General features: G+C 50.9%; 22 protein-coding genes and 1 pseudogene. 13 read left to right on the plus strand and 10 right to left on the minus strand.

All coding sequences use genetic code 11. The annotated features are described in order from the left end of the window. Positions 1–813: pseudogene (locus V7676_RS16355) on the minus strand (transposase); the annotation flags it as partial. Between the two features lie 673 nt (positions 814–1,486). Between V7676_RS16355 and V7676_RS16360 the strand changes: the two are divergent. The 3 genes from V7676_RS16360 (at position 1,487) to V7676_RS16370 (ending at position 6,196) form a co-directional block, all read left to right on the plus strand. After that, positions 1,487–3,679: a catalase gene (locus V7676_RS16360; protein ID WP_335660680.1), complete on the plus strand. Its 2,193-nt coding sequence runs from the start codon at positions 1,487–1,489 to the stop codon at positions 3,677–3,679. A 210-nt stretch (positions 3,680–3,889) separates the two neighbouring features. After that, a complete protein-coding gene (locus V7676_RS16365) occupies positions 3,890–5,443 on the plus strand; it encodes an FAD/NAD(P)-binding protein (protein ID WP_335660727.1) in 1,554 nt (517 codons plus the stop codon). 249 nt (positions 5,444–5,692) lie between these two features. Continuing rightward, positions 5,693–6,196, plus strand: coding sequence for a Dps family protein (locus V7676_RS16370; RefSeq protein WP_335660681.1), 504 nt, complete (start codon positions 5,693–5,695; stop codon positions 6,194–6,196). A gap of 114 nt (positions 6,197–6,310) precedes the next feature. Here the strand turns inward: V7676_RS16370 and V7676_RS16375 are convergent, their stop codons facing one another. Continuing rightward, positions 6,311–6,538, minus strand: coding sequence for a hypothetical protein (locus V7676_RS16375; RefSeq protein ID WP_335660682.1), 228 nt, complete (start codon positions 6,536–6,538; stop codon positions 6,311–6,313). 94 nt (positions 6,539–6,632) lie between these two features. Then, positions 6,633–8,153 (minus strand): sensor histidine kinase, encoded by a 1,521-nt coding sequence (locus V7676_RS16380; RefSeq protein WP_335660683.1) that lies wholly within the window; start codon positions 8,151–8,153, stop codon positions 6,633–6,635. A 158-nt stretch (positions 8,154–8,311) separates the two neighbouring features. Between V7676_RS16380 and V7676_RS16385 the strand changes: the two genes are divergently transcribed. Further along, positions 8,312–9,088: a response regulator gene (locus tag V7676_RS16385; RefSeq protein WP_335660684.1), complete on the plus strand. Its 777-nt coding sequence runs from the start codon at positions 8,312–8,314 to the stop codon at positions 9,086–9,088. 148 nt (positions 9,089–9,236) lie between these two features. On the opposite strand, the gene V7676_RS16390 is transcribed toward V7676_RS16385, so the two are convergent. Continuing rightward, positions 9,237–9,827: a sigma-70 family RNA polymerase sigma factor gene (locus V7676_RS16390; protein ID WP_335660685.1), complete on the minus strand. Its 591-nt coding sequence runs from the start codon at positions 9,825–9,827 to the stop codon at positions 9,237–9,239. After that, the gene (locus V7676_RS16395; RefSeq protein WP_335660686.1) at positions 9,820–9,984 is read right to left on the minus strand and encodes a NepR family anti-sigma factor; all 165 of its coding nucleotides are present in this window, start codon (positions 9,982–9,984) and stop codon (positions 9,820–9,822) included. The genes V7676_RS16390 and V7676_RS16395 overlap by 8 nt, the downstream gene beginning before the upstream one ends. A 250-nt stretch (positions 9,985–10,234) precedes the next feature. Between V7676_RS16395 and V7676_RS16400 the strand changes: the two genes are divergently transcribed. After that, complete coding sequence (locus V7676_RS16400) at positions 10,235–10,459, plus strand: hypothetical protein (RefSeq protein WP_335660687.1); 225 nt, start codon at positions 10,235–10,237, stop codon at positions 10,457–10,459. 33 nt (positions 10,460–10,492) lie between these two features. Here V7676_RS16400 and V7676_RS16405 read toward each other — a convergent pair whose 3' ends face one another. Further along, a complete protein-coding gene (locus tag V7676_RS16405) occupies positions 10,493–10,915 on the minus strand; it encodes a BLUF domain-containing protein (protein WP_335660688.1) in 423 nt (140 codons plus the stop codon). Between the two features lie 311 nt (positions 10,916–11,226). On the opposite strand from V7676_RS16405, the gene V7676_RS16410 reads away from it, so the two are divergent. Next, on the plus strand, positions 11,227–11,667 hold the full coding sequence (locus V7676_RS16410) for a ferritin-like domain-containing protein (RefSeq protein WP_335660689.1): 441 nt from the start codon (positions 11,227–11,229) through the stop codon (positions 11,665–11,667). 35 nt (positions 11,668–11,702) lie between these two features. After that, positions 11,703–11,888, plus strand: a complete 186-nt coding sequence (locus V7676_RS16415) for a PLD nuclease N-terminal domain-containing protein (RefSeq protein WP_335660690.1) — start codon at positions 11,703–11,705, stop codon at positions 11,886–11,888. A 656-nt stretch (positions 11,889–12,544) separates the two neighbouring features. Here V7676_RS16415 and V7676_RS16420 read toward each other — a convergent pair. Then, positions 12,545–13,414, minus strand: coding sequence for a LysR family transcriptional regulator (locus V7676_RS16420; RefSeq protein WP_335660691.1), 870 nt, complete (start codon positions 13,412–13,414; stop codon positions 12,545–12,547). Between the two features lie 101 nt (positions 13,415–13,515). Here V7676_RS16420 and V7676_RS16425 point away from each other — a divergent pair, with 101 nt between their 5' ends. From V7676_RS16425 to V7676_RS16450, 6 genes are all read left to right on the plus strand, one after another. Next, positions 13,516–15,084, plus strand: coding sequence for a proton-conducting transporter transmembrane domain-containing protein (locus tag V7676_RS16425; RefSeq protein ID WP_335660692.1), 1,569 nt, complete (start codon positions 13,516–13,518; stop codon positions 15,082–15,084). Between the two features lie 4 nt (positions 15,085–15,088). Beyond that, positions 15,089–17,590, plus strand: a complete 2,502-nt coding sequence (locus tag V7676_RS16430; RefSeq protein WP_335660693.1) for a YbcC family protein — start codon at positions 15,089–15,091, stop codon at positions 17,588–17,590. 331 nt (positions 17,591–17,921) lie between these two features. Further along, positions 17,922–18,137, plus strand: coding sequence for a hypothetical protein (locus tag V7676_RS16435; protein ID WP_335660694.1), 216 nt, complete (start codon positions 17,922–17,924; stop codon positions 18,135–18,137). Between the two features lie 852 nt (positions 18,138–18,989). Further along, positions 18,990–19,274: a TFIIB-type zinc ribbon-containing protein gene (locus V7676_RS16440; RefSeq protein WP_335660695.1), complete on the plus strand. Its 285-nt coding sequence runs from the start codon at positions 18,990–18,992 to the stop codon at positions 19,272–19,274. Positions 19,275–19,463: 189 nt separating this feature from the next. Continuing rightward, positions 19,464–20,207 (plus strand): TerC family protein, encoded by a 744-nt coding sequence (locus V7676_RS16445; RefSeq protein WP_335660696.1) that lies wholly within the window; start codon positions 19,464–19,466, stop codon positions 20,205–20,207. Between the two features lie 219 nt (positions 20,208–20,426). Then, positions 20,427–20,693, plus strand: coding sequence for a hypothetical protein (locus V7676_RS16450; RefSeq protein WP_335660697.1), 267 nt, complete (start codon positions 20,427–20,429; stop codon positions 20,691–20,693). A 331-nt stretch (positions 20,694–21,024) separates the two neighbouring features. Here V7676_RS16450 and V7676_RS16455 read toward each other — a convergent pair whose 3' ends face one another. The 3 genes from V7676_RS16455 to V7676_RS16460 all read right to left on the minus strand — a co-directional run bounded on the left by V7676_RS16455 (position 21,025) and on the right by V7676_RS16460 (position 22,218). Further along, positions 21,025–21,315: a hypothetical protein gene (locus tag V7676_RS16455; RefSeq protein ID WP_335660698.1), complete on the minus strand. Its 291-nt coding sequence runs from the start codon at positions 21,313–21,315 to the stop codon at positions 21,025–21,027. Between the two features lie 324 nt (positions 21,316–21,639). Further along, on the minus strand, positions 21,640–21,831 hold the full coding sequence (locus tag V7676_RS18875; RefSeq protein ID WP_442955459.1) for an RNA polymerase sigma factor: 192 nt from the start codon (positions 21,829–21,831) through the stop codon (positions 21,640–21,642). Between the two features lie 24 nt (positions 21,832–21,855). Then, entirely contained in the window at positions 21,856–22,218 is a 363-nt protein-coding gene (locus V7676_RS16460; RefSeq protein ID WP_335660699.1) for an RNA polymerase sigma factor, read from the minus strand. Positions 22,219–22,229: the final 11 nt, after the last annotated feature.

The raw sequence follows: 22,229 nt of genomic DNA on the forward strand, positions 1-22,229 counted from the left end.
GGCATCGGCTACAAGCCGGTCCGGCCACAGACCAAAGCGTTCCTGCGTCCGCTCGATCATAGTGCGCTGTGCAGTTACCTCGGCCTGACGGATCGAGGTCGTCGCTTCTACATCCATGATCAACGCATGGTCCAGGTCGATCAGATAGTTGGTTGAGTAAGCGAAGAAGGCCCGTTCGCGGCTCGCTGCGGTCCATCGCGCGGCAGTATCGGTGGGGGCCAGCTACTTGGGCACGACTGGCGTCGCGCCACCGAACGCTGCATCGTCAAGCACTGCGAGATACTCGGTGACGGCGCGTCCCGCAGCTTGGGGTGGTAGACCTTCACTGCCGGGAACCGCACGCTGTCGGTCAACATCCGCTCGGATCAGGCTGGCATCAATCGCGAAGCCTTCGCCGCCAACCAGACCTTCCTCAATGCACCACCGCACGGTCGCCTCGAACAACTTGCGCAGCAGATCACTATCCCTGAAACGGCCATGTCAATTTTTGGAGAAGGTAGAATGCTCGGGCACCGCACCATCGAGGCCCAAGCGGCAGAACCAGCGATAGGCAAGGTTGAGATGAACCTCTTCGCATAAGCGACGTTCCGAACGAATGCCCATGCAATAGCCGATAATCAACATCCGGATCATCAGCTCAGGATCGATTGAGGGCCTTCCCATTGAACTATAGAACGGCTTTAAATGATCGCGGATACTCGACAGATCAACGAACCTATCAATCGACCGCAGCAAGTGATCACCCGGCACATGATCTTCCAGACTGAACCCGTAAAATAGTGCCTCCTGCATCACCGTCCGCTCGCCCATCATCGCAGTATCTCCCGCTTCCACAGAAATACTGAATCACATCTTTACAACGCTGGCAAGGGAGAGTTTTTCAACACAATCTCCCCCGATGCGGACAGTCGCAGCAGTCCGCATCCTGTGTCCGCTTTGCATTCAATTCCGGGTATTTACGTGCAATTATGAAATTGCTAAAATTAGACATTCCGAGCACTGCGCATATGCGCCTCTGGATAGATTTAGTGTAGGAACTTTTGGACCATTTCTGCCCAATCGGTCCAAGGAAATGCAACATGAGTATATCATAATACGATCTACCAACTGGCAATAAACCACTTGGAACGCTGGAGCGAAGGTCGAATCAAAGTGGCCTTTCACGCAGAACTAAATCTTGGCTATCCGTTTCTCCTTGGACTGCGAACAGCGTATGCGCGAAAAAGCTACGTTTGATCTTGGGATTCCTCCAAGCCTCCAAGATCGGTTCCCTTAGGCCTATACCTTCAAATCGCGCACCACCTATGGTCGTATCATGCAGGCTGCAATCCTCGAAAATCGTCGGCCGAAAGCCCCATTTGTTCAAATTACACTGGGGAAAATCAATCACAAACTTCCAAGATTGATTTTTGGGAACGAAAATTGAGGTGAGTTGTTTCCTCATAACAATGCAACCCTATGCAACCGCAGTCAGAGGAGTGATTATATGACCAATAAGAAATCTAAACCTATGTCGAAACGGCAATCTACTTCACGCAGCCCTGCGCTCGACAACGGGCTTCTTGAAATCCAGCCTGGTAGCGGCCGTACTGAATATGTGGAAGTGCAACGAGACATTGGAGGCGAAACTCATCAACAAGTTAAATCAGATGCAGATCAAAGCAATGAGATTGCCCACCTGACTGACAATTTCGGACACCGGATTTCCGACAATCAGAACAGCCTCAAATCTGGAACACGCGGACCCAGTCTGCTGGAAGATTTCGTGCTCCGCGAAAAAATATTCCATTTTGACCATGAACGCATCCCTGAGCGCATCGTACATGCGCGTGGTTCCGGAGCGCATGGTGTATTCGAGGTGACCGAAGCCATTCCTGAGTTGACGAAGGCCGCTCTTTTCCAAAAAAAAGGGAATAGCTGTCCGCTATTTGTACGCTTTTCGACGGTCGCCGGATCGAAAGGTTCCAAGGACACACCACGCGACGTTCGCGGATTTGCCGTAAAATTCTATACGGAAGCCGGGAATTGGGATCTGGTAGGCAACAATATGGCCCCATTTTTTATCCAAGACGCGATCAAATTCCCCGATCTCATTCATTCGGTAAAGCCAGAAGCCGATCGCGGCTACCCCCAGGCAGCCTCTGCCCATGATACGTTCTGGGATTTTATCAGCCTGATGCCGGAAAGCATGCACATGATCATGTGGGCGATGTCCGATCGTGCCCTGCCCCGCAGCTTGCGGATGATGGAAGGGTTTGGCGTCCACACGTTCCGCCTCGTCAATGCCGAGGGCAAGGGAACATTCGTCAAGTTCCACTGGAAGCCAAAGCTTGGTATGCAGTCAACCACCTGGGACGAGGCGGTCAAGATTTCCGGCGCCGATCCCGACTATCACCGCCGCGACCTGCACGACGCTATTGACGCGGGTGATTTTCCCGAATGGGAACTGGGTATCCAGACCTTTGACGAGGAATGGGCGGCCAAGCAGCCTTACGATGTGCTCGACGCTACCAAAATAATACCCGAAGAAGAAATTCCGGTTCGGATCGTTGGTAAAATGACACTCAACCGTAACCCGGACAATTTTTTTGCCGAAACTGAGCAGGTGGCCTTTTTGCCGACGAATGTCATTCCCGGTATCGATTTCTCCAATGATCCTCTGCTCCAGGGGCGACTGTTCAGCTATCTCGATACGCAGAAATCGCGTCTCGGAACGACGAACTTTCACCAGATCCCGATCAATGCGCCGAAATGCCCGATGCACAATTTCGAGCGCGACGGCCTGATGCAGACAATGGTGCCGACAGGTCGCGCCAACTACGAGCCGAACAGTCTCGCCGAAGCAGGTGAGGACGGTGGCCCGCGCGAATGTCCGGAAACCGGTTTTACTTCTTTCACCGAAAATGGCGAGAGAAATGACCCGACCGAAAAAGTACGGGCGCGTGGAGAATTGTTTGCCGATCATTTCAGCCAGGCACGAATGTTCTATCTTTCCCAGACCGAAAACGAACAGGCGCATATCGCTTCGGCAATCGTCTTCGAATTGTCGAAAGTAACCCTGGCCCATGTTCGCGAACGCGTGGTTTCCCAGATACGGAATATCGATGAGGATCTGGCCCAGCGGATTGCCGATGGCCTGGCGATTGATCTGCCGAAGGCCGCCAAGCCGGCGCGCGAGCCGGTCGATCTCGGCACCTCCGACGCCCTGTCCATTCAGAAGAACGCCAAGGACATATTGCAGGGCCGACAGGTGGGCATCCTGTTTGCGGAAGGTTCGGACAAGAAAGCGATCGACGACATCAAGAAGGCGGTCGAAGACAAGGGCGGCACCGCCATGTTGATCGCCCCTAAGGTGGGAGGAATCAAGGTGAAAGGCGGAACGCTGGAAGCCGACGGCCAGTTGGCAGGAACCCCCTCGGTGCTACTCGATGCTGTCGCCATGGTTCTAACGGAGGCGGCGGCCAAGAAACTCACCACGGACAGCGCGGCCGTCGGCTTCGTCTGCGATGCCTGGGCGCATTTAAAGGCGATTGGCTATGACGAGGGCGCTCTTGTGTTGCTCGATCATTGCCACGTGCCAAATGATGCAGACGGGGTCTCCGGCGCTGACGCGTCGTTTGTCGACAACGCAGCGATGCGTTTCTTTAATCGGGAGCCCGATGTTCGCGATCTTGCGTGATAGGATATAAATATTTGTTTTGCTGGCCGGATGATCGTGTAGTGGTAATCGCAAATTGGTGGGTGACAGACCGCTAGCGCAATTTCGGCCAGCAGGCTGTAACATTCCGTTTTCGATGCGGCCGCGCTTCAGGTTATCCGTTTTAAAGCGCTGCGCCGTTTTGCGTTTTGTGTTGCCGAAAGGGATTAATTCGTGCGTCAGATTGGAATCGTGGGCAGCGGGCCCATGGCAATTTACCTCCTGAAGCATCTCGCTTCCAGCGATGAACCGCTTGCGATTACCATTTTCGAAGCCTCGACGTCTGCGGGCGTGGGCATGCCATACGATCCCGCCCTGAACGCGGACTATATGCTCTGCAACGCTTTTAGCCGCGAAATCCCTGCACTTGAGCGGCCGCTGATAGACTGGCTCAAGGACCGTCCGGCCCGCGAGCTTAGCGAGTGGGAGCTGTCCGTGCATGACCTAACGGCCCGCGCTTTCTATCCGCGCGTGCTGATCGGTGAATATCTCCATTCGCAATTTGGGGATTTGTGCGAAAATGCACGCGCTGCAGGGCACATGGTCACGGTGCACACGGATAGCCGCGTCAACGACATTAGGGTTGCCGATACAGCAAAGGTGACAATCCATTACGGGTCGGGGCAGTTCGGACAAACCGCACAGTTTGACGCTGTCATAATCGCTTCGGGTCATTCCTGGTCAAGCGTTCCTGAAATTGATGGCGTCAAGCTGGTCTCGCCGTGGCCATACACCAATATCACCGAGCTGGCCCAAGACAATATCGGCGTTCTTGGGTCGTCTCTGTCGGCGATCGACGTCGTGGGGGCAATTGCTCATGCGCGGGGTCAGTTTGAGGAAAGCGGGGATCGGATCAGCTGGTTACCGAATGATATAGATGATGCGCTGCGGATCACTATGGTGTCGCACATGGGGATCATGCCGGAGGGGGATTTCTACTATCCCTTTCCGTATGAGCCGCTGATCTGCATTACACAGGAAGCGATCAACGACGAGATTGCCCGTGGATCTGAGGATCTGCTGGATCGCGTGTTCACGCTTCTGTGCGATGAGCTCGACGCTGCTGACCCCGACTATCTGGACAGTTTGCCTAAAACGGCGAGAACTGTCGAAGGGTTTGCGCCAGCGTATTTTTCACGGCGGCGCGAAGTTGGCGGACTGCGTGCGGTGAAGCGTGATTTGGCTGCGGCGCGCGAGACCTTGCGGCGCAAGGAGACAATCCTCCATCGTTATGCCTTGCTTCGCGGTCACGAGGCGTTCGATCATATATTGCGGGAACTGACGCCTGAAGACTATTCGCGTTTTCTCGATCATCTTATGCCAGTCTTTGCTGATTGCTATGCTGCTGTTCCGCACCTTTCTCTCGCTCGCATCATCGCTCTGTACGATGCTGGTGTTCTTGAGCTTGTTGCAACTGAGGAAGGAGCAAAATTTTCACAAACGGAGGATGGTCGCATCGAGGTAGATACTGAAGATGGTACCATAGGATTTGATGTCATGGTAGATGCGCGCGGGCAGGCTCCAGCAAGTTTGACGGATTTGCCATTCCCGGAGCTGGTTAAGGCTTTACGCAGTCCCGAAGAACCGGTGTTGCAGCCGTTTGCGCTGGACTTGGCGCAAGATAGTGCAAGCCGGATTTACTGTCTGGCGCTGCCACAACTTTTGGAACGTTATCCGTTCTCTCAGGGTTTGGTCGAATGTTCCCACCACGCCCGCCGTGTCGTTGACGATATCTTCTGCGCTTAGAAAGGCCATCTGGCTATCCGATAAATTCCAAGGTCTGGGTGGCGCAGCACGCTTACTTGGAGGGATAAACAAGTGGGTCAAGAATAAGGTTGTTGAGCGAGTTTTTGGAACCAACTCTCTCCGGATGTGTTGTTTTAATATGAATGATCGAAAAACACATAATGTCAGGGCGTCTTATCCGGCGCAGCTCGCTTTCTAACGGGGATGACCAGAAATCAGAGGCTTTTTAACAACCTGAAGGATTAGATTATGACAACTACAATTTTACAATCTGTAACTGAAACAAATGACATAGATACCGGGATAGATGATAAAAAGACGGTCGGTATTGCAAAGGCGCTCAGTAAAGCGCTAGCGGATAGCTATACTCTATATGTGAAGACATTGGGTGTGCACTGGAATGTCACCGGACCTGCATTTTACAGCCTCCATAAGCTCACGGAGGCGCAATATGAAGACCTCCACGCAGCAGCTGACGCAATAGCGGAGCGCGTGCGGGCTTTGGGCCAGATTGCGCCAGCATCTTATGACGAGTTCAAAAAACTATCGAAAATCGAAAGCAGCAAAATACCGATGCAAGCAAGTGAAATGCTCGATGAATTGATCGCTGACAACGAAATTGCAGCGAAGCGGTTCAGAGAGTTTGTCACGATTGCGGAGGAAGCAGAAGACGTCTTTACGGCCGATATGTTGACCTCGCGGATCGGGCAACATGAAGAAAATATATGGATGCTGAAATCCATGCGCGGATGATCGCTCGATAACATAAAAGAAAAGCCGCTTTTGCGGCTTTTTTTGTTTCTGGAACATGCACAAAAAAGGGAGCTGAACTAATATGTCCAGCTCCCTTTTTTAATCCTGTTTGACCTATTTTTCGTCAGGCATCGTCACGTCGACATCAGGAACTTCGATAGTGGTTTTTTCTGTGCCGATTTCAACATCAGCAGTTTCAACGTCGATTTCCGGCAATTTTCCGGCGTCACCAGCTACATCTACGTCCAATTCAGGCATTTCGCCTTCTTCAGTGACTTTGGCTTCACATGCTGTAAGCGCCAGGGCCGCTGCTGCGACTGCTGCAATCGAAATCTTTTTCATTTTAATCGTCCTCCATTTGGTTCGAACCATTTACGATTCGCTTCAAACATGGTTCCATCTTTTCTCGAAAAATTTTTGTGCGGACTATATTTACCTAGTTAGTTAGCTCCGGTACCGGAAAGCGGATCGTGCACTCAAGGCCCTCTGCTCGCCACTCGCGCTTTATCTCGCCTTGCAGGTTTCCTTTGACGCTATGATCGATGAGCGATGCTCCAAAGCCCGAGCTAGGCGCAGTGTTAAGCGGCTCTGCTGTACCCTTCTCGGACCAGATAAGGATAATATGCTCCGCCTCGTCGACAGTTTCTATGGTCCATTGGATTCTGATCCTGCCCCTGTTCGAGGAAAGCGCCCCGTATTTTGATGCGTTTGTAGCTAGTTCATTCAACACCAGAGATATTGATACCATCGCATTCTCCGGGATTGTGATTTCCGGACCTTCGAAAAATATCCGAGGATAGGATTGCGTCAAATCCTGCACTAATGCGGTAAGTGATCCGGTGACGAAATTAGTATCGAGCAATATTTGTTGCGCCCGGTTCAGGGCTCTCAGCCGTCCTTGGATCCTCTCGATATAGTCATCGATTGAGGTCGCAGATTTTTTAGTCAAGGACATTATTGACTGTAGTGTTGCGAACAGATTGCGCATCCGGTGATGCAATTCCCGGGTGTGGAGTTTTAACTGTTCCTGCTGAGCGATTGATTCGGTTATGTCTACGTTAAGTCCTGTAAGGAAGGGGGCCCCGTTCCGTTCGACATAATCCCCGTAACCATGGATCCATTTCGTCTGCCCGGAGGGGAGCACGATCCGAAAAGTGGCATCATAGCTTTTCCCCGGCAATCCCGCCGCAGCCATAGCTTCCTGCACGGAGGCTCTGTCTTCCGGGTGGACACGCTCGAACGCAGCTTCTTCGGTGCCCAGATTGTCCGCAGTATCTTCGCCCCAGACCTCCGAATAAGCACCACCCCAAGTGAGTTTCCCTTCCACCAAATCTAACACGAAGCTTGCAGTATTGCTGAGCGCGAGCGTTAGTTCGAGATTTGCGCGGTCTTCTGCGGCCTGCCTTTGCGCCTGTCTCCGCGCGCTGATTTCGCGACGCAATTCCAGCTCGCTCATCACAATATCGGCCATTGTTCTCAGCTGTTCGATTTCGGGTGGCCTGAAATCGGTTCGTGCGTGGGTATCGCCGATCCACAATGTTCCTATCACCAGACCATTTTCGGCGACCAGTGGCGCGCCGGCGTAAAAACGAATATGGGGGGCGTTGAGTACTAAAGGATTTTTGTAAAAGCGTTCGTCCTCCTGTGCGTCCCTAACGATAAGAGCTTCCCGGCTTTCCACGATAAAACGACAGAATGATATGTTGCGCGCGGTCTGCTCCAGATTGACCCCCACCACCGATTTGAACCATTGGCGCTTGTCATCAATAAATGAAATGGAAGCGAGGGGAACTTTGAATATATTTGCCGCGAGATGGGTTAGCCGGTCAAACACAATCTCCGGTTCGCTGTCCATGATATCGTAGCTGTTGAGCGTAGCCAAACGTTCGGGTTCGAACGGATCGGAGCCGGACGATATAATATCTGATTCCAAATCTTCAGCTTTTGTCAGTGTCATTGCCGCTCCCGTGTTTCGGATATTACCCAATTACTACCATCGAACTATGCTTCGGTTCCAGTCGAACCTGCATCTCTAAATCTTTGAGCATAAATTTCGATTTTATTGGAACCAATTGGATCGAATTGGGTATATTAATCAAAATTGGAGGGTTTTATATGTCATTAGCGGATAAACTTCGGCCACATCTGCCTTATCTTCGTCGATATGCGCGGGTTGTGAGCGGTAGCCAGAGCAGTGGGGATTCATTCGTGAATGCTACGTTGGAGGCTATTGTTGCTGACCCTGAAACAATCACCGCCGGTGATAATCTTCGGGTTCAATTGTACAAAGCGTTCTGCAAAATTTGGGAAAGCGCTAATCTGGAAGTGGAGCGCGACGAGGGCGATACAGTCCAGAATCATTTGCGAAAAATCCCGCCCATTAGCCGACAGATATTGCTTCTGACGTCGCTGGAAGGTTTTTCCACCGATGAAGTCGCTGAAATTGTGGATGTCGGCGTCAACTCTATCAACGGGTTGCTGGAAGATGCGATTTTGGAAATCGAAAACGAGCTGAGATCAGATGTTCTGATTATTGAGGATGAAGCCTTGATTTCGATGGAGCTGGAGCAGATTGTCACCGGATTGGGACATAAAGTGTGCGGTACCGCGACAACCCATAAAGGCGCGTTGGCAGCGGTCGCAAAATCAAAGCCGAATCTGGTGCTGGCAGATATTCAATTGGCGGATGGCAGCTCTGGTATCGATGCTGTAAAAGACATTCTGGCGCAGTTTACGGTTCCAGTTATTTTCATCACCGCGTTCCCCGAGAGGTTGTTGACGGGCGAGCGTCCCGAGCCAACATTTTTAATCACCAAGCCGTTCCAGCCCAACGCCATCCGCGCGGCGATCAGCCAAGCGCTGTTCTTCACGCCGGCTCAGCAGGATGCGTAGGGAATAATAAATTCATCGAGCATCGGACGAGAAGCGTCTAGCTGCGACAAAAGATAACAGACCCTGATACGGGTTTTGGCTGTTTAGTGTTTCAACAAAAAGTCGCGCGCAGATATTGTCTGCGCGCGACTTTTTGTTCTTATCATTTCTAGAGTGTAGCGGCGTCGACCGCTTCCAATATCTTTTCCAGCGCAGAGTCGGTTGATTGGTTCGAGCCTTCAGACGCTTGGGTAAACCGGCCGTCGTCCAATATTCCGTGCAATGTTGCGCGTGCTCGCGAGACCCTGCTCTTCATTGTACCAAGAGTGGTTCCGGCAATATCGGCCGCATCCTGATAGGAATGACCGCCAGCGCCGACCAATATTATAGCTTCGCGCTGATCATCTGACAATTCCATCAATGCGCGTCGCAAGTCCGCAAGATGCAAAGGATCCTGTTGTGGCGCTGGCGTCGACAATATCCGCTCCGCCACCAACTCGTCATAATTTCCTTTGAACTTATTCTGGCGCATCTGTGAAAAATATGTGTTTCGCAGGATAACGAAGGTCCAAGCCCGCATCGAACTACCTGCGACAAATCGGTCCCGCGCTGCCCAGGCTTTGAGCAAAGTGTCTTGTACTAAATCATCGGCGGTATCGGGGTTTCCCGACAGACTCCGCCCAAACGCACGAAGATGCGGCAGGGTTTCTGCCAATTCTATTTTGAAATCCGGATCCGAAAGCGGCTTATCCTCACTCATCAGAGTTTGAATCCGATCCGGTCTCGCTATCAAGCTTTCCAAGCTTATCCAGCAACGCCAACATATTGTCTGGCAGGGGTTCGTCGAGCACGCTTTGATACATGTTTTTGAGGCCCATGCCCAGCCTATCCTGTGCTTGTTGTGTCTCCAATGTCATGCCGTTATCCCCCCCCAGTGCTTCGGTAGCGTTCTGATTTGGCGACGCGGATCCGTGCTCTTGATCGTCATCTTCTTTTTCTTCCTGATTTGGCAAAGGATGGCCTCGCATTCTCTGATTTCATGATGATAAAACACGGCTGGGGGGAAAAGGTTCCATAATATTTTCTACCGGAAAAGTCCAACTGACCGGGAACAAATGTGGCTTAGCTTCGTTGAGAGCATATCTGAACAGCCAATTGAAGGATAAAATGATGACAGTTGAACAGCAGAAAAATGATTCAAATCTAAAAATGGAAGGCGAGGGTAGTCGTGAGGGTTCAAGGCGCTATCAGGAAGCCCAGCATGAGTTTGCGCAAAATGCGGACGTACGGAAAAAAGCGAAAGAAGCTGCTGCTGCGCTAGACGGTGAAGAGGCTGGAGAGCTAGAAAAAGCGCGACAGGCCGCAGCACAAGGCAAAACTACCGAAGGCTAGTCAATACCGGAGGCGGGAGCTTTTTTTTTGAGATTATTCGGCTTGCGAGCCAAAGGATTTGAAGCTTACGAAATGTTTTCTCGTCTCCGGTTTAACCCACTTGCTAGACAAAAGTTCGTCGATACCAAGCTTGGTATCGGATCCCTCCGCACTTAGGAGGATGCCAGCCATTTTCCAGTCTGGAAATTCCCGATGCTGAGCCTCGCGCCGATCAAATATTACCATCCCGTCATGGCGCTTATCGGCTTCGATCGAGCGAATGCAACAATTGACATTGTCTCGCGGACCCTCCAGAATCTGCATAAAGTTCAGCCCGTTGAAAGCGAGCAAACCGGTTAAGCCAAGCTCCGCGTTTCGATGATTGGCGCTATCTAGAATAATCTGAAAATCCGAAGTTTCCAGATCGGATCGCGCGGTACTGATATAGCTAATTGATGTTATCAAGCTATCTGGCATGTTGTAGCAACCCTCCCTAGCTCTGCTGTCTATCTAGATGTAAAATAGCGCTTATCCACTTTCGCTAAGCTTGACCAGCCGCAAAACAGTTAACACTGACGGTGCCGAATATACTGCGTCCTATCACTCAGGTCAGAGTAAATTTAATCCACCCAGCAGCGGCCTTTTCCCAAAGCAGCCAAAAATTTTCCGCCAGAAAACCAGTGGTTTCAGCCTGTTGAATCAAATTTGATGAAAATAGTCCTCATTTTTTGGAACTGTTGCCGGGCCCGGTGGTTGGTCAGTTATACTTTCAACTGAATGAGGACGATATGACAAACGATAAATCTATTAGCATTCTGAATGACGTTCTGGAAACTCTGGTTGATTCGAGAGACGGATACCAGAAGGCAGCAGAGGTCGCTGATCGCGAGGTATTCAAACAGTTTTTCACACACCGGGCAGCAGCGCGGAACGCTATGATCGCCAAAGCCCAGGCCGAAATTCGCTACCTAGGGGGCGAACCCGCTGAAGAGGGAACAATTTTGGCTAAGGCGCACCGTATGTTCCTCTCGATCAGCTCTGCGTTGGAGGGCAACGACGAAGCGGCAGTAGAAGCTGTGGAAAACGGTGAAGAATATCTGCGGAACAAAGTGAATGATGCTCTCGCCAATGAAGAGCTCGCAACGACGGCGAAGGCGCTGTTAAGCGGTTTCAATGGCGAATTGCGGGCTGATGGGAGGTTGCTCGACCATCTCGAAGCCTCCGTTTAAATTTTCGCGACCAATTAAAAAGAAAGGAATAAATTATGGAATATGGAATTTTAGGACTCGTCATTCTGGCTCTGGATATCTGGGCACTGCTCGGCGTCTGGGGAAGCAGCACATCGGTTGGTTCCAAATTGCTTTGGACCGCGCTCATCGTAATCCTGCCAGTGATCGGACTGATTATCTGGTATTTTGTCGGACCAAAAGGTTCTGTGCAGGCAGTCTAGATATTTAAACGTACGGAACAGTTGACCCCTGAAAGCCATTCCCCATGGCTGTCGGGGGTTTTTATATCCGGTTTCGAGCATGTAATGATTATGGGTTGATCATCTCGGCGATGCGTCCGGTTTTTCTATTCAGGGCTATAAAATTGTCGTCGGCGCTGTGCGGGTCCAGGATATCATTCTCGGCGAGTGATGTTTCAACGCCATTCAAGTCCGGGAGTTGATAATCGCGCAAGGTTGTGCCGGTCGAACGGCAGAGCTTGATGGTTCCTGTCAGGGACCCGGTTTCTCCAAAGACTTCCGCTATTCATGGTGCGGCAAAGCTTCTGGCCTTTCAATCCAATGAGATGAGGCCGCGGTCGCATTTTACGTCAAAGGCTGCTTCGCGCCAAATTGCAGTCGTTTCTAGGTAATGCCCCACTTCGGTAAAGCAGGCGTTCCTCGATCGCTCGTGTTGAGTTTAAGAAGCGCTGGTTCTCTAGCGATAACACCTTGCCACAGGTTTACCGAAAATTTGTCAATGCGTTCTGAGCAGATTGCATCGATGCTCAAGATTAGGGGCCTTAACGCACGGCTTATTAAGTTGATCAACGGGACGCTACTCGTCGTTCCGGGCGAGTCAATTCGAGGGGCACGGAAATCGAGTTCCTTGCTTTTGATTAGGTATTCAGCAGTCTGGCTAAAAGGGAATTTGGAAATTTGCGCTTTACCGTCACTGCGTAAAAACTTTCCGTAAGGTCAAGGTTGATATTAGATTCCAATAACTGACCCGTCGCAATCTCGTCTCTCACGACTATGGGCGGGATGACTGCTAGTCCTGCATCCTCGCGAACCAGAAGCCGCATCATCGCCATATCATCGACCTCCGCGGCAATCTTTGGTCTAATATTTTGTCGTTCCATTAATGCATCAAAACCGGATCGCACACTGGTGCCTACCGATGGTAAAATTACCGGGTGATCCATAAATAAAGAAGCAAGTGGCTGATTACCTTGAAGGCGTTTCTGACTACCGATCAATCCCACCTTCTGTTCGGCAATTTTATACGTAATAAAGGGAGTGAGATCATCACGCGGAGCCGGTTGATTGGTCAATACCACGTCAAGATTCAGCGCCTCTAACCCCAGAAAAAGCTCATCTGCGCTCCCCGAACGTAGGATAATTTCAATATTCTCTTGTCCAAGAATGGGCTTCAAAAAGGACATCTGAAAATTGCGTGACAGCGTAGCCAATGCGCCTATCCGCAATGCCTGCCTCGCTTCACCGGCCAATGATAATGTGCCGAGCAGGTCCTTGCCTGCCGCAAAGATCGTATCGGCGTGGTCGAGCGTGATCCGCCCGACTTCTGTCAAATGCAATCGCCGCCCACGCCGTTCAAATAGGTTGTGGCCCAGTCTCTGCTCTAGTTTCCTAATCTGCACCGATAGCGCGGATTGTGAAAGGTTCAGCCTTTCTGCGGTGCGCGTTAGGTTTCCGTCATGTGCCACGGCCCAGAAATAGCGCAGATGGTTATAATTGAGATCAGTCATATCGTTCACTTAAACAGAATGAATACCGATGAACAATGAATTTTTAATGATGTTATAACGCGACTATTGGGCTGGCATTCACCAATAAGGGAAGGTTCCAGATGGATTTTAGCTTTTTGCCATGGCTGACAATGCTGCTAGTTCTGATCGCGGCGACCTTTGGAGCTTTGCAACGACAGCGTGGGGGTATGGCGCTGGGTGTGTCACAGGGGTTCATATTTTCCTCGTTCATATTAGCGCTTGGATCGGCAGCTTTGCTGGTTATGTCCGGAAATATTACTTCTTCCGCACCAGGAATTTTAGGATATGGTCTGTCTATCCGGATCGATAGTGTCAGCATAATAATGCTGTTGCTGGTCAGCTTTATCGGCTGGATCGTTGTGCGCTACAGCGCGACCTATCTTGATGGGGAAAAAGGGCAAAACAGATTCACGTTGTGGCTTTGCCTCACTCTGTTTGCCGTAATGATGCTAGTGGTAGCGGGCAATCTCATTCAATTGGTGATAGCTTGGGTGGCTACTAGCCATTTTTTGCACCGGCTGCTGCTGTTTTACCCGGAACGGCCGGGAGCGCAGCGCGCAGCGCGTAAGAAATTCCTCATTGCGCGGATGGCCGATCTGGCGCTGTCAGTGGCGGCGATATTACTATTCGTGCAATATCGCACGTTCGACATCGGACAGATACTGACGCTGGCGCGGACAGACGACACCAATTGGACTACGACCGGCGTAGCAGTACTGCTCGCTTTTGCCGCCATCCTCAAATCGGCGCAATTCCCGTTTCATGGCTGGTTGACCGAAGTGATGGAAGCGCCGACGCCCGTTTCCGCCTTGCTCCATGCCGGTGTCATTAACGGCGGCGGCTTCCTGCTCATCCGCTTTGCCGATGTCATGCTGCTCTCCCCCGGCGTTATGGCAACACTAGTTATGATCGGCGGCTTCACCGCTTTGTTCGGAGGGTTGGTAATGCTCACCCAACCTGCGGTTAAAACCTCGCTTGCTTGGTCCACTATTGCCCAGATGGGCTTCATGATCCTGCAATGTGGCCTCGCACTTTTTCCGTTCGCGCTGCTGCATATCGTGGCCCATTCGCTCTATAAAGCGCACAGCTTTTTAAATGCGGGCAGCTCTGTTGAGATGGTAACATCGGTTCGTCGTCCGGGGCTAATTGCGATTGCGGATGCCGCCGCTGTGGCGCGCGCTTTCCTGCTAGCGCTGGCAATCTATGCCGGGATTGGTCTTATCATGGGGCTGGGCGGAAAATCGCCGCAGGCGATCGCGCTGGGTGCAATTCTTGTGTTCGGCGTCGCTTATCTACTGGCCCAAGGGCTAGCCGACGCCGCGCCAAAAGCACTGATGAGACGCACGATCATTTATTCGCTTGCGGCAACAGCCAGCTATTTTCTTCTGCAATCTGCCTCGGTCTGGGTAACCTCCGACATATTGCCGGCGACGCCCGCGCCGGGTCCTCTGCAATGGGCTTTGATAATGCTCGCACTTTTCAGTTTCGGTGCGGTGGCTGTGGTGCAGGCAATGTTCCCCCTCTGGGCTTTGCACCCTGCTGCAGCTGGCCTTCGTGTCCATTTATCCAACGGCTTTTACATTAACGCCATTTTTGACCGCATGCTTGGTAACTGGTCAAGTCGGAAATATAGTTCGAATAAGGAATAATCGAATGAGCTTCAATACTGACGGAATTGACGCAGCAGCCCGAAATGCCGCGCGCACCGTTCCTCCTTTATGGCCCCTTGCATCGAGCGTTGCGGTCAATCCGTTTATTGGCCAGACCACATCCTCTCTCGCTGATACCGGCGCACTCTTGGGCCGGATGAGCGGATCAGCGATCACGATGCCCCGCCTCTGGTATCGAGAAAAGCTGGCGGCGGGCGATATTGCTGATTGCGACCTCACCTCTGCACTGGAAGCGAGCACAAATCCAAAACGACCGCCCGATCTTGCCGCGCTGAAAGATGCACTATTTGTGGATAGATTGCCAATTAAGGCGTTCTCAACGATTACCGAACTTGCTTCTGATGTCAGCGGAACGGACTGGCCCGGTATTTTTCGCGAGCGGTTTAGTGCATGGGCGGCCGGCTACTTCGATGCAGGGCAAGCGCTGTGGACTGCGCCAACCGATAAAAGCGCCTATGCCGCATGGCGAGCGATTTCGATGCACGACCTGACCCCGGAAATTTCTGGCCTGAAGGGATTTTCGCGCTTCGTCGCAGATTGCCCTGAAAATGCAGACGACGCCATCCGCTTCTGTGCTGACACGCTCCAACTGCCGTCCGAAGCAAGTCTTCATTATTTTCAACGGCTTTTGACGGTTCAGGGCGGATGGTCGCAATATGCGCGCTACTTGCTTTGGCAGGCCGAATTGAGGGGCGGTAATGATACGACGTTGACCGACTGCCTCGCTATTGCAACGGTTTGGGAGGCGTCACTTTACAGGCAATATTGCGAACAGATTAGTTCGGCTTGGCAGGATGTCATAAAGCAATACGCAGCGCCCATAGCTGCTGACCCGGACTTAATCGTTGATACCATTCTGCAGGATGCCTTTGAGCGCGCGGGCCAGCGCAAACTGGCGGCTTTACTTACCCAATCAGAACCTCAATCAAACTCGCAGCGCCCAATGCTGCAAATGGTTTTTTGTATTGATGTTCGTTCGGAAGTTTTCCGGCGTGCGTTGGAAGCCCAGTCCCCTGATATCAGAACCATTGGTTTCGCAGGGTTTTTTGGTCTCACCGTATCACATCATGATTTTGCCTCTGACATTCCCGAGTACCGTCTGCCGGTTTTACTCAACGCAGGCCTGCATAGCCGCAGCGGCAATGCCTCGAATGGCGAGGAAGACCTTGCTGCACGTTATAAAGCGCGGGCCATTCGCGCCTGGGGCCGATTCAAGCTGGCGGCAGTTTCCTCTTTCGCCTTTGTCGAGGCGAGCGGCCCCATCTATGTTGGCAAGCTCTTGCGCGATGCGTTAGGCATAGAGACCAAGAAGACGTTCATTGCTCCTGCGCCGCAGATCACTAGCGCGATCACTCTTCAGGAACGCGCTGGCATCGCCGAGAATATTTTGCGCACGATGTCGTTAACGGATAATTTTGCGCGGTTGATCATTCTCGCCGGACACGGTGCAACCGTCGCCAATAATCCTCATCACAGTGCGCTTAAATGTGGGGCTTGTGGAGGTTATTCGGGCGAAGTCAACGCGCGTTTGCTTGCCTCACTGCTGAATGACGGGCCGGTAAGAACGGAGCTTGCTGTAAAAGGAATCTCTATTCCATCCGAAACGCTTTTCGTAGCGGCGCTCCACGATACAACCACTGACCATGTCACACTATATGACGGTGACCATTCCTCTGCTGATCATATTGAGGATATACATCAGACAGAAAAATGGCTCGCCGAAGCATCGGTGCGGACGCGACGGGAGCGTGCGGTGCGGCTACCCCGCGCAAAGGACGAGTGCAGTATCTTGCCGCGCAGCACCGATTGGTCTGAAATTCGTCCTGAATGGGGGCTCGCAGGATGCAGTTCTTTCATAGCAGCGCCGCGTTCTCGAACTGCGGGCAAGAATTTGGCGGGCGGCGCTTTCTTGCATGAGTATGAATGGAAGGGCGATAAAGACTTTGGGGTGCTAGAGCTAATCCTGACCGCTCCAGTTGTGGTGGCTAGCTGGATCAGCCTGCAATATTATGGCTCAACAGTAATGCCGGAGCAATTTGGTGGCGGTAATAAACTTCTCCATAATATCGTCGGAGGCATAGGTGTCGTCGAAGGCAATGGCGGCAACCTACGCCCTGGACTTCCCTGGCAATCAATCCACGACGGAGACGAATATGTCCATGATCCCCGCCGTCTGACTGTATGTATTGAAGCTCCACGAGAAGCAATCAGCGAGATACTCGCCAAACATGATGGAGTGAGGGCGCTCTTCGACAATGGCTGGCTCCATTTATTTGCTATCACCGGGGATGGGCAGATGCGCTGGCGCTATGCGGGTGAGCTGAGGTGGCTGGATACCTATGCCATAGATTCCAATGGCAACGATTTGCGACCTGTTGTTCGCGAAGCGCGCTTCGCTTCGAACTTAGAGTGCCAAGGACGAAATAGCGACAATGAAGATGGCGGCTCACTCGGGCAGAAAAAACGCGAAGGCGATTTCTTATGAAACCGGACCCCGTTTCTTTCTATCAAAGTCGGCTGGCCTTTACTGACAATGACAGGCGGGTGAATTGCAATCCTTTGCGGATGCGGTCAATTGGACGGGCCGCTGTCGATGTTGTGCGCCAATATCGCTGCCTCTGCCCCCAATATAAAATCTGCGATTTACCATAATGGAATCGGTTCCCAGCCTACCCAGTGCCGTTCGCCGACAGCTCTTATCAGAATGCACATTTGGATCTATCGCAAATGCTCCTTTGAACAGCACGAAACTATCAAGAAGACGGGTTTGTCCAGACTAATGTATCTATTGTAATCCATAAAAGGAGATAACAACCATGACTTATGATTTTGCAATGCTGACCAGTGATCAATGGTCTGACGAACAATTTCGTCAATTTCTGGAATCTTCGAATATTAGCGATTGGTTGAAGCAATGCTTGCTATTGGCAACCGACTTGGACCCGAACGATGTAGCAAACGAAGCGGAAATTTTACGAACAATCCTGTCGATCAGAGCAACAAAATTGACCTTTCGGGCATTGTCGCCTTAATATCAGAATGCAAGTGGTTAGCGATCTGACTGTTCTCAAAAAACGGGCATGGTAAAGTCGCTGTAGAGACAAAATATATTCATGCGAAACCGGCTTTAGGAAGGCGCACACCAGTCGGCCCATTTGAAACGTGACTAGAAAATTATCAAAGCCAATATGCCGAATCCTAAGACAATAACGATGAGATTAACGACAAAGCCGACCGGGCCGGAAAATAATTCGGCTTTATTGGTCCTACTGGCAAAAAAACCTGCAGACAGCCCCCACCACAAAAGCCCTAAACCTAAAACTACAAATATAATGATTGTAAAAAGCATTTCATTTCGTTCGAGAAGAAAACCATAATCCGATTTTACGCTTTCAAGCACATGAAGGTCTCGAAAAGGGCAGGGCCAAAAGGCCGGTCTGCTTCATTCTTGTATGCTGATTTTTGGATGCCCGGCAATGGAATTAATTGATGTTCACGAAATAGTTATTATCTATTGATAGATACATTGTTATTCGATTGGTTCAATGAATGCCTGTGTTGCATAGGAACGTGACAACGAGAAGAGGCAAGCGATGAAAAATTATCTAAGTGGGCTTGTTAAGCGCCATAGAAGCTTGAACCGTCAAATCGACAATAGCAAAGTGGCGGGTTGGCAAGTTGATGTGAAATAACTCAAGCGGCTTCGGTTGCGTATCAAGGATGAAATTCAGATACTGCGCAAGCATCTGCAAAAAACGCCCTCGTAAAGCCCAAGAAATTGGGCCGGACGGCGCATGCCTCCCCTTGGCTATATGCGCCGTCCAATTTGCTTGAAAAAGGGCCAATATCCAAACTCGCTAATTTTGAAAAAGGTAACGAATAGAATGAATACCGCACCAACTATGTCCTGCCCCGCTTGCTCGGTCGCATTGGCCATAAGTGAGCGTCAAGGCATCGAAATCGACTATTGCCCGAGGTGCCGCGGCGTTTGGCTAGATCGCGGCGAGCTCGACAAAATGATCGAGCGTTCGGCGCCACCGGTTCAGGTGGTTCAGGAACGGCAGTCTTCAGGCTATGACCACCGGGATAATAGAAGCCAGAATGAGGACTATGATCGCGGTTATAAAAAGAAGCGCCGGAAATCATTCCTAGAGGAGCTGTTCGACTGAGGGCGGCACTTTCATCCCGTGGTTTTTTGGGAAAACCTGCTGAAAAGGGAATTTTGCAGCAAACTTCTGCGATGATTATACACACGAAACTTCGACTATCTTGCGACAAGCCATATGGTGCAAGTGGTTTGGAGCTAAGCTAATCGTGCGTGATACTGAACGAGCGACCAAGAAAGACAATGGCAGACAATGACAGACATCCTTGCAATTTTTGCAGATCCTACCAATTGGGCCGCTATTGCTGCGCTCATTACGATGGAGATTGTTCTTGGTATCGACAACCTGATTTTCATTTCGATCCTGACCAACAAGCTACCTGAAGAATTTCGTGCCCGGGCGCGTCGAATTGGCATTGGGTTGGCACTTGGGATGCGGCTTGTATTGCTGGGTTTAATTGCTTTCATTGTAACGCTCACTCAGCCGCTATTCGAAGCTTTTGGCCACGGATTTTCTTGGCGAGACTTGATCTTGATCGCCGGCGGCCTGTTTTTGGTTTGGAAGGCAACAACGGAAATCCACCACAATGTAGATTCCAATACTACCGATGACATATTCGATACATTGAAATCTGGTTTGGGATTCAGCGCCGCAATTGTTCAAATCATATTGCTCGATCTCGTTTTTTCGATTGATTCAATCATCACGGCAGTCGGTATGACGGACCATGTCCCGATTATGTTTGTTGCAGTGATCATAGCCGTTGCTGTCATGCTTACAGCTGCCGGACCATTGTCTCGATTTATCGAACGAAATCCAACAGTCGTCATGCTGGCACTGGCATTCCTGTTCATGATCGGAATGACATTGATCGCAGAAGGGTTCGGCACCCATGTTCCCAAAGGCTATATTTATGCGGCAATGGCATTCTCGGTGATGGTCGAAGGGCTAAATATCTGGGCTCGGCATACTCGCAAAAAAGGCAAAGCTGTTTGATGGAATAGGTTCGGGCGGGTGTTGCAAAACAAAGAGCTTCATTGCTTTGCAGGGCAATTATGGCAAAACAAAAACCTAAAACTACCTGATAATTGGGAAGCCTATAATTAGGAACATGAATAAATACCGCATCGTTTTCGTGGATTACCTTGTTTCAATTCTTATTTTGCAACGATGTTTCAGTATTAACCGCGATCAATCGATACGGGATCCAAGAAAATGACTTTGATGGACAATGCTTTACAGATTCTGGATTTGGCAATAATCGCCTTCGCTCTGGCATCGGGCTGGCTTTGGCTAGCTGCCAGCAGACGCCGTCTCCGGCGCGTGAGCATTTATGAAACGCTCAATGCCGCCGATTATAATCGGATAATAACGGCTCTTAATCGCACACAAATCCTCAATTCCCGCGCCGCGATTAGCACTGGAATAGCAGCATTTATGGCAGCGCTTCGTATAATTTTTTATGAGGTTTCCGGGGACTGAATTGCGTTCGACGTGCTGCTAATTAATAGCAATGTAAATGGCATAATCGCTAGTCAACGCTAGGGTTATGCCGACAAAAAAGGAACGGCGACTTGATAGGGGCACGCTTGGCAACAAGCGCAACGAAAGGAGCCGTTAACATGTCGCCAATTAATAAGCCCACCATTGATTCTGTAAATGCTTCCAGTCCCATAGAGAACAGAAATGTAACCGATACCGCAACCGTCAGAAAAAACTCGGCGCTGTGGACTGTACCAATGGTTTTGCGGGGAGAGGATCGCTGAATGCGTAGGTTTGAAGTCACAACTGCCCCCCCCCACCGCCTGCAGCGTCAAGAAACCCGCCAACCAATCCAAGCGGAGCGATAAAGCGAGGTTCCTTTATCTGAAGCGGCCAATAGCCGCACGCGCTCGCCAGCTTTGAACAGATATTCTAGTCCTTCATTCGCTCCGCGCCCATTGGCAAGGAATGTGTAAGTCGGCGCGCCAATGTCGGCGATATCGGTCGGCATCATCCGCATTTTGGCCCACATCCGCCGTTCCTCACCCGTCATCTCGTAATCATCGGTCCAGGTATTTTGCTGGAGACTGAAATATCCTTCGCCAGTGCGCAGGCGGTTCATAATGAAATGCGGGTCGAGCGTTGTGAAGTCGCTGAGCAGGAGAATATAATCACACGATCAACTTTGATAGGATCGTCGCTGCGGGGCTCATCGCCGCCATGCAGGCTGTGGCCGCGCGCGCCATGCAGGCATAGCGGTTGCCATGTAACCCAAACCCGCTGCACCAGCTCCTACGGTCAGAAAATTTCTTCGATTGAGTTTAGTCATTTCTATCTTTCGGATAACGGCCATTACATCTGTTACGTGAGCAGCAGTCTTTGCCCTCAAAATAAAATCGGTTTTTTACCGGTAACTCAGATTGCTTGAGCCATCTATAAAAGCTGATTAGCCTTCGAACTTTTCCAGTTTTTCTCGAAGCCGATTTCTGGCGCGATAAATTCGCGTTTCTATCGCTTTTTCAGTGGTGCCCAGAATAGTCGCGGCTTCTGCCTGGCTTTGGCCATCGAAAGTGAGGAGTACCAAGGCTTCCCGAAGTCGAGCAGGTAGATTGGAAATCTCTTTTTGAACAAATCTCAGGGACTGGACTGCCTCTGTGCTTTCCTACTGGTCGGGACTATTTGAAGCGACCTGTTCGACCTCATTGTCTAGGCCGAAATCAAAAAGTCGCATAACTTTTCGTTTGCGCAGCTGATCTCTGCATTTGTTCAAAACAATGCGTGTTATCCACGGACCAAACGGAAGCGTTTGATCAAATTGACTCAGCTTGAACCAGGCTGATGCCATTGCTTCTTGCAATGCATCTTCAGCATCGACGTTGTTACCCATTGTTCGGCGGGCAAGATTGGTCATTCTTGGCTCGTGACGGCGCATCAGTTCATCAAAGGCCTGCCGCTTTCCCGAATTTGCCTGCGCTATGAGGATGCTATCTGACTGTTGCGCATCTTCAGGCGCTGACTGCGTCATTCCTGATTGGC

Origin of the sequence: Parasphingorhabdus sp. (assembly GCF_036963805.1) — a bacterium.
Classification (GTDB): Bacteria; Pseudomonadota; Alphaproteobacteria; order Sphingomonadales; family Sphingomonadaceae; genus Parasphingorhabdus.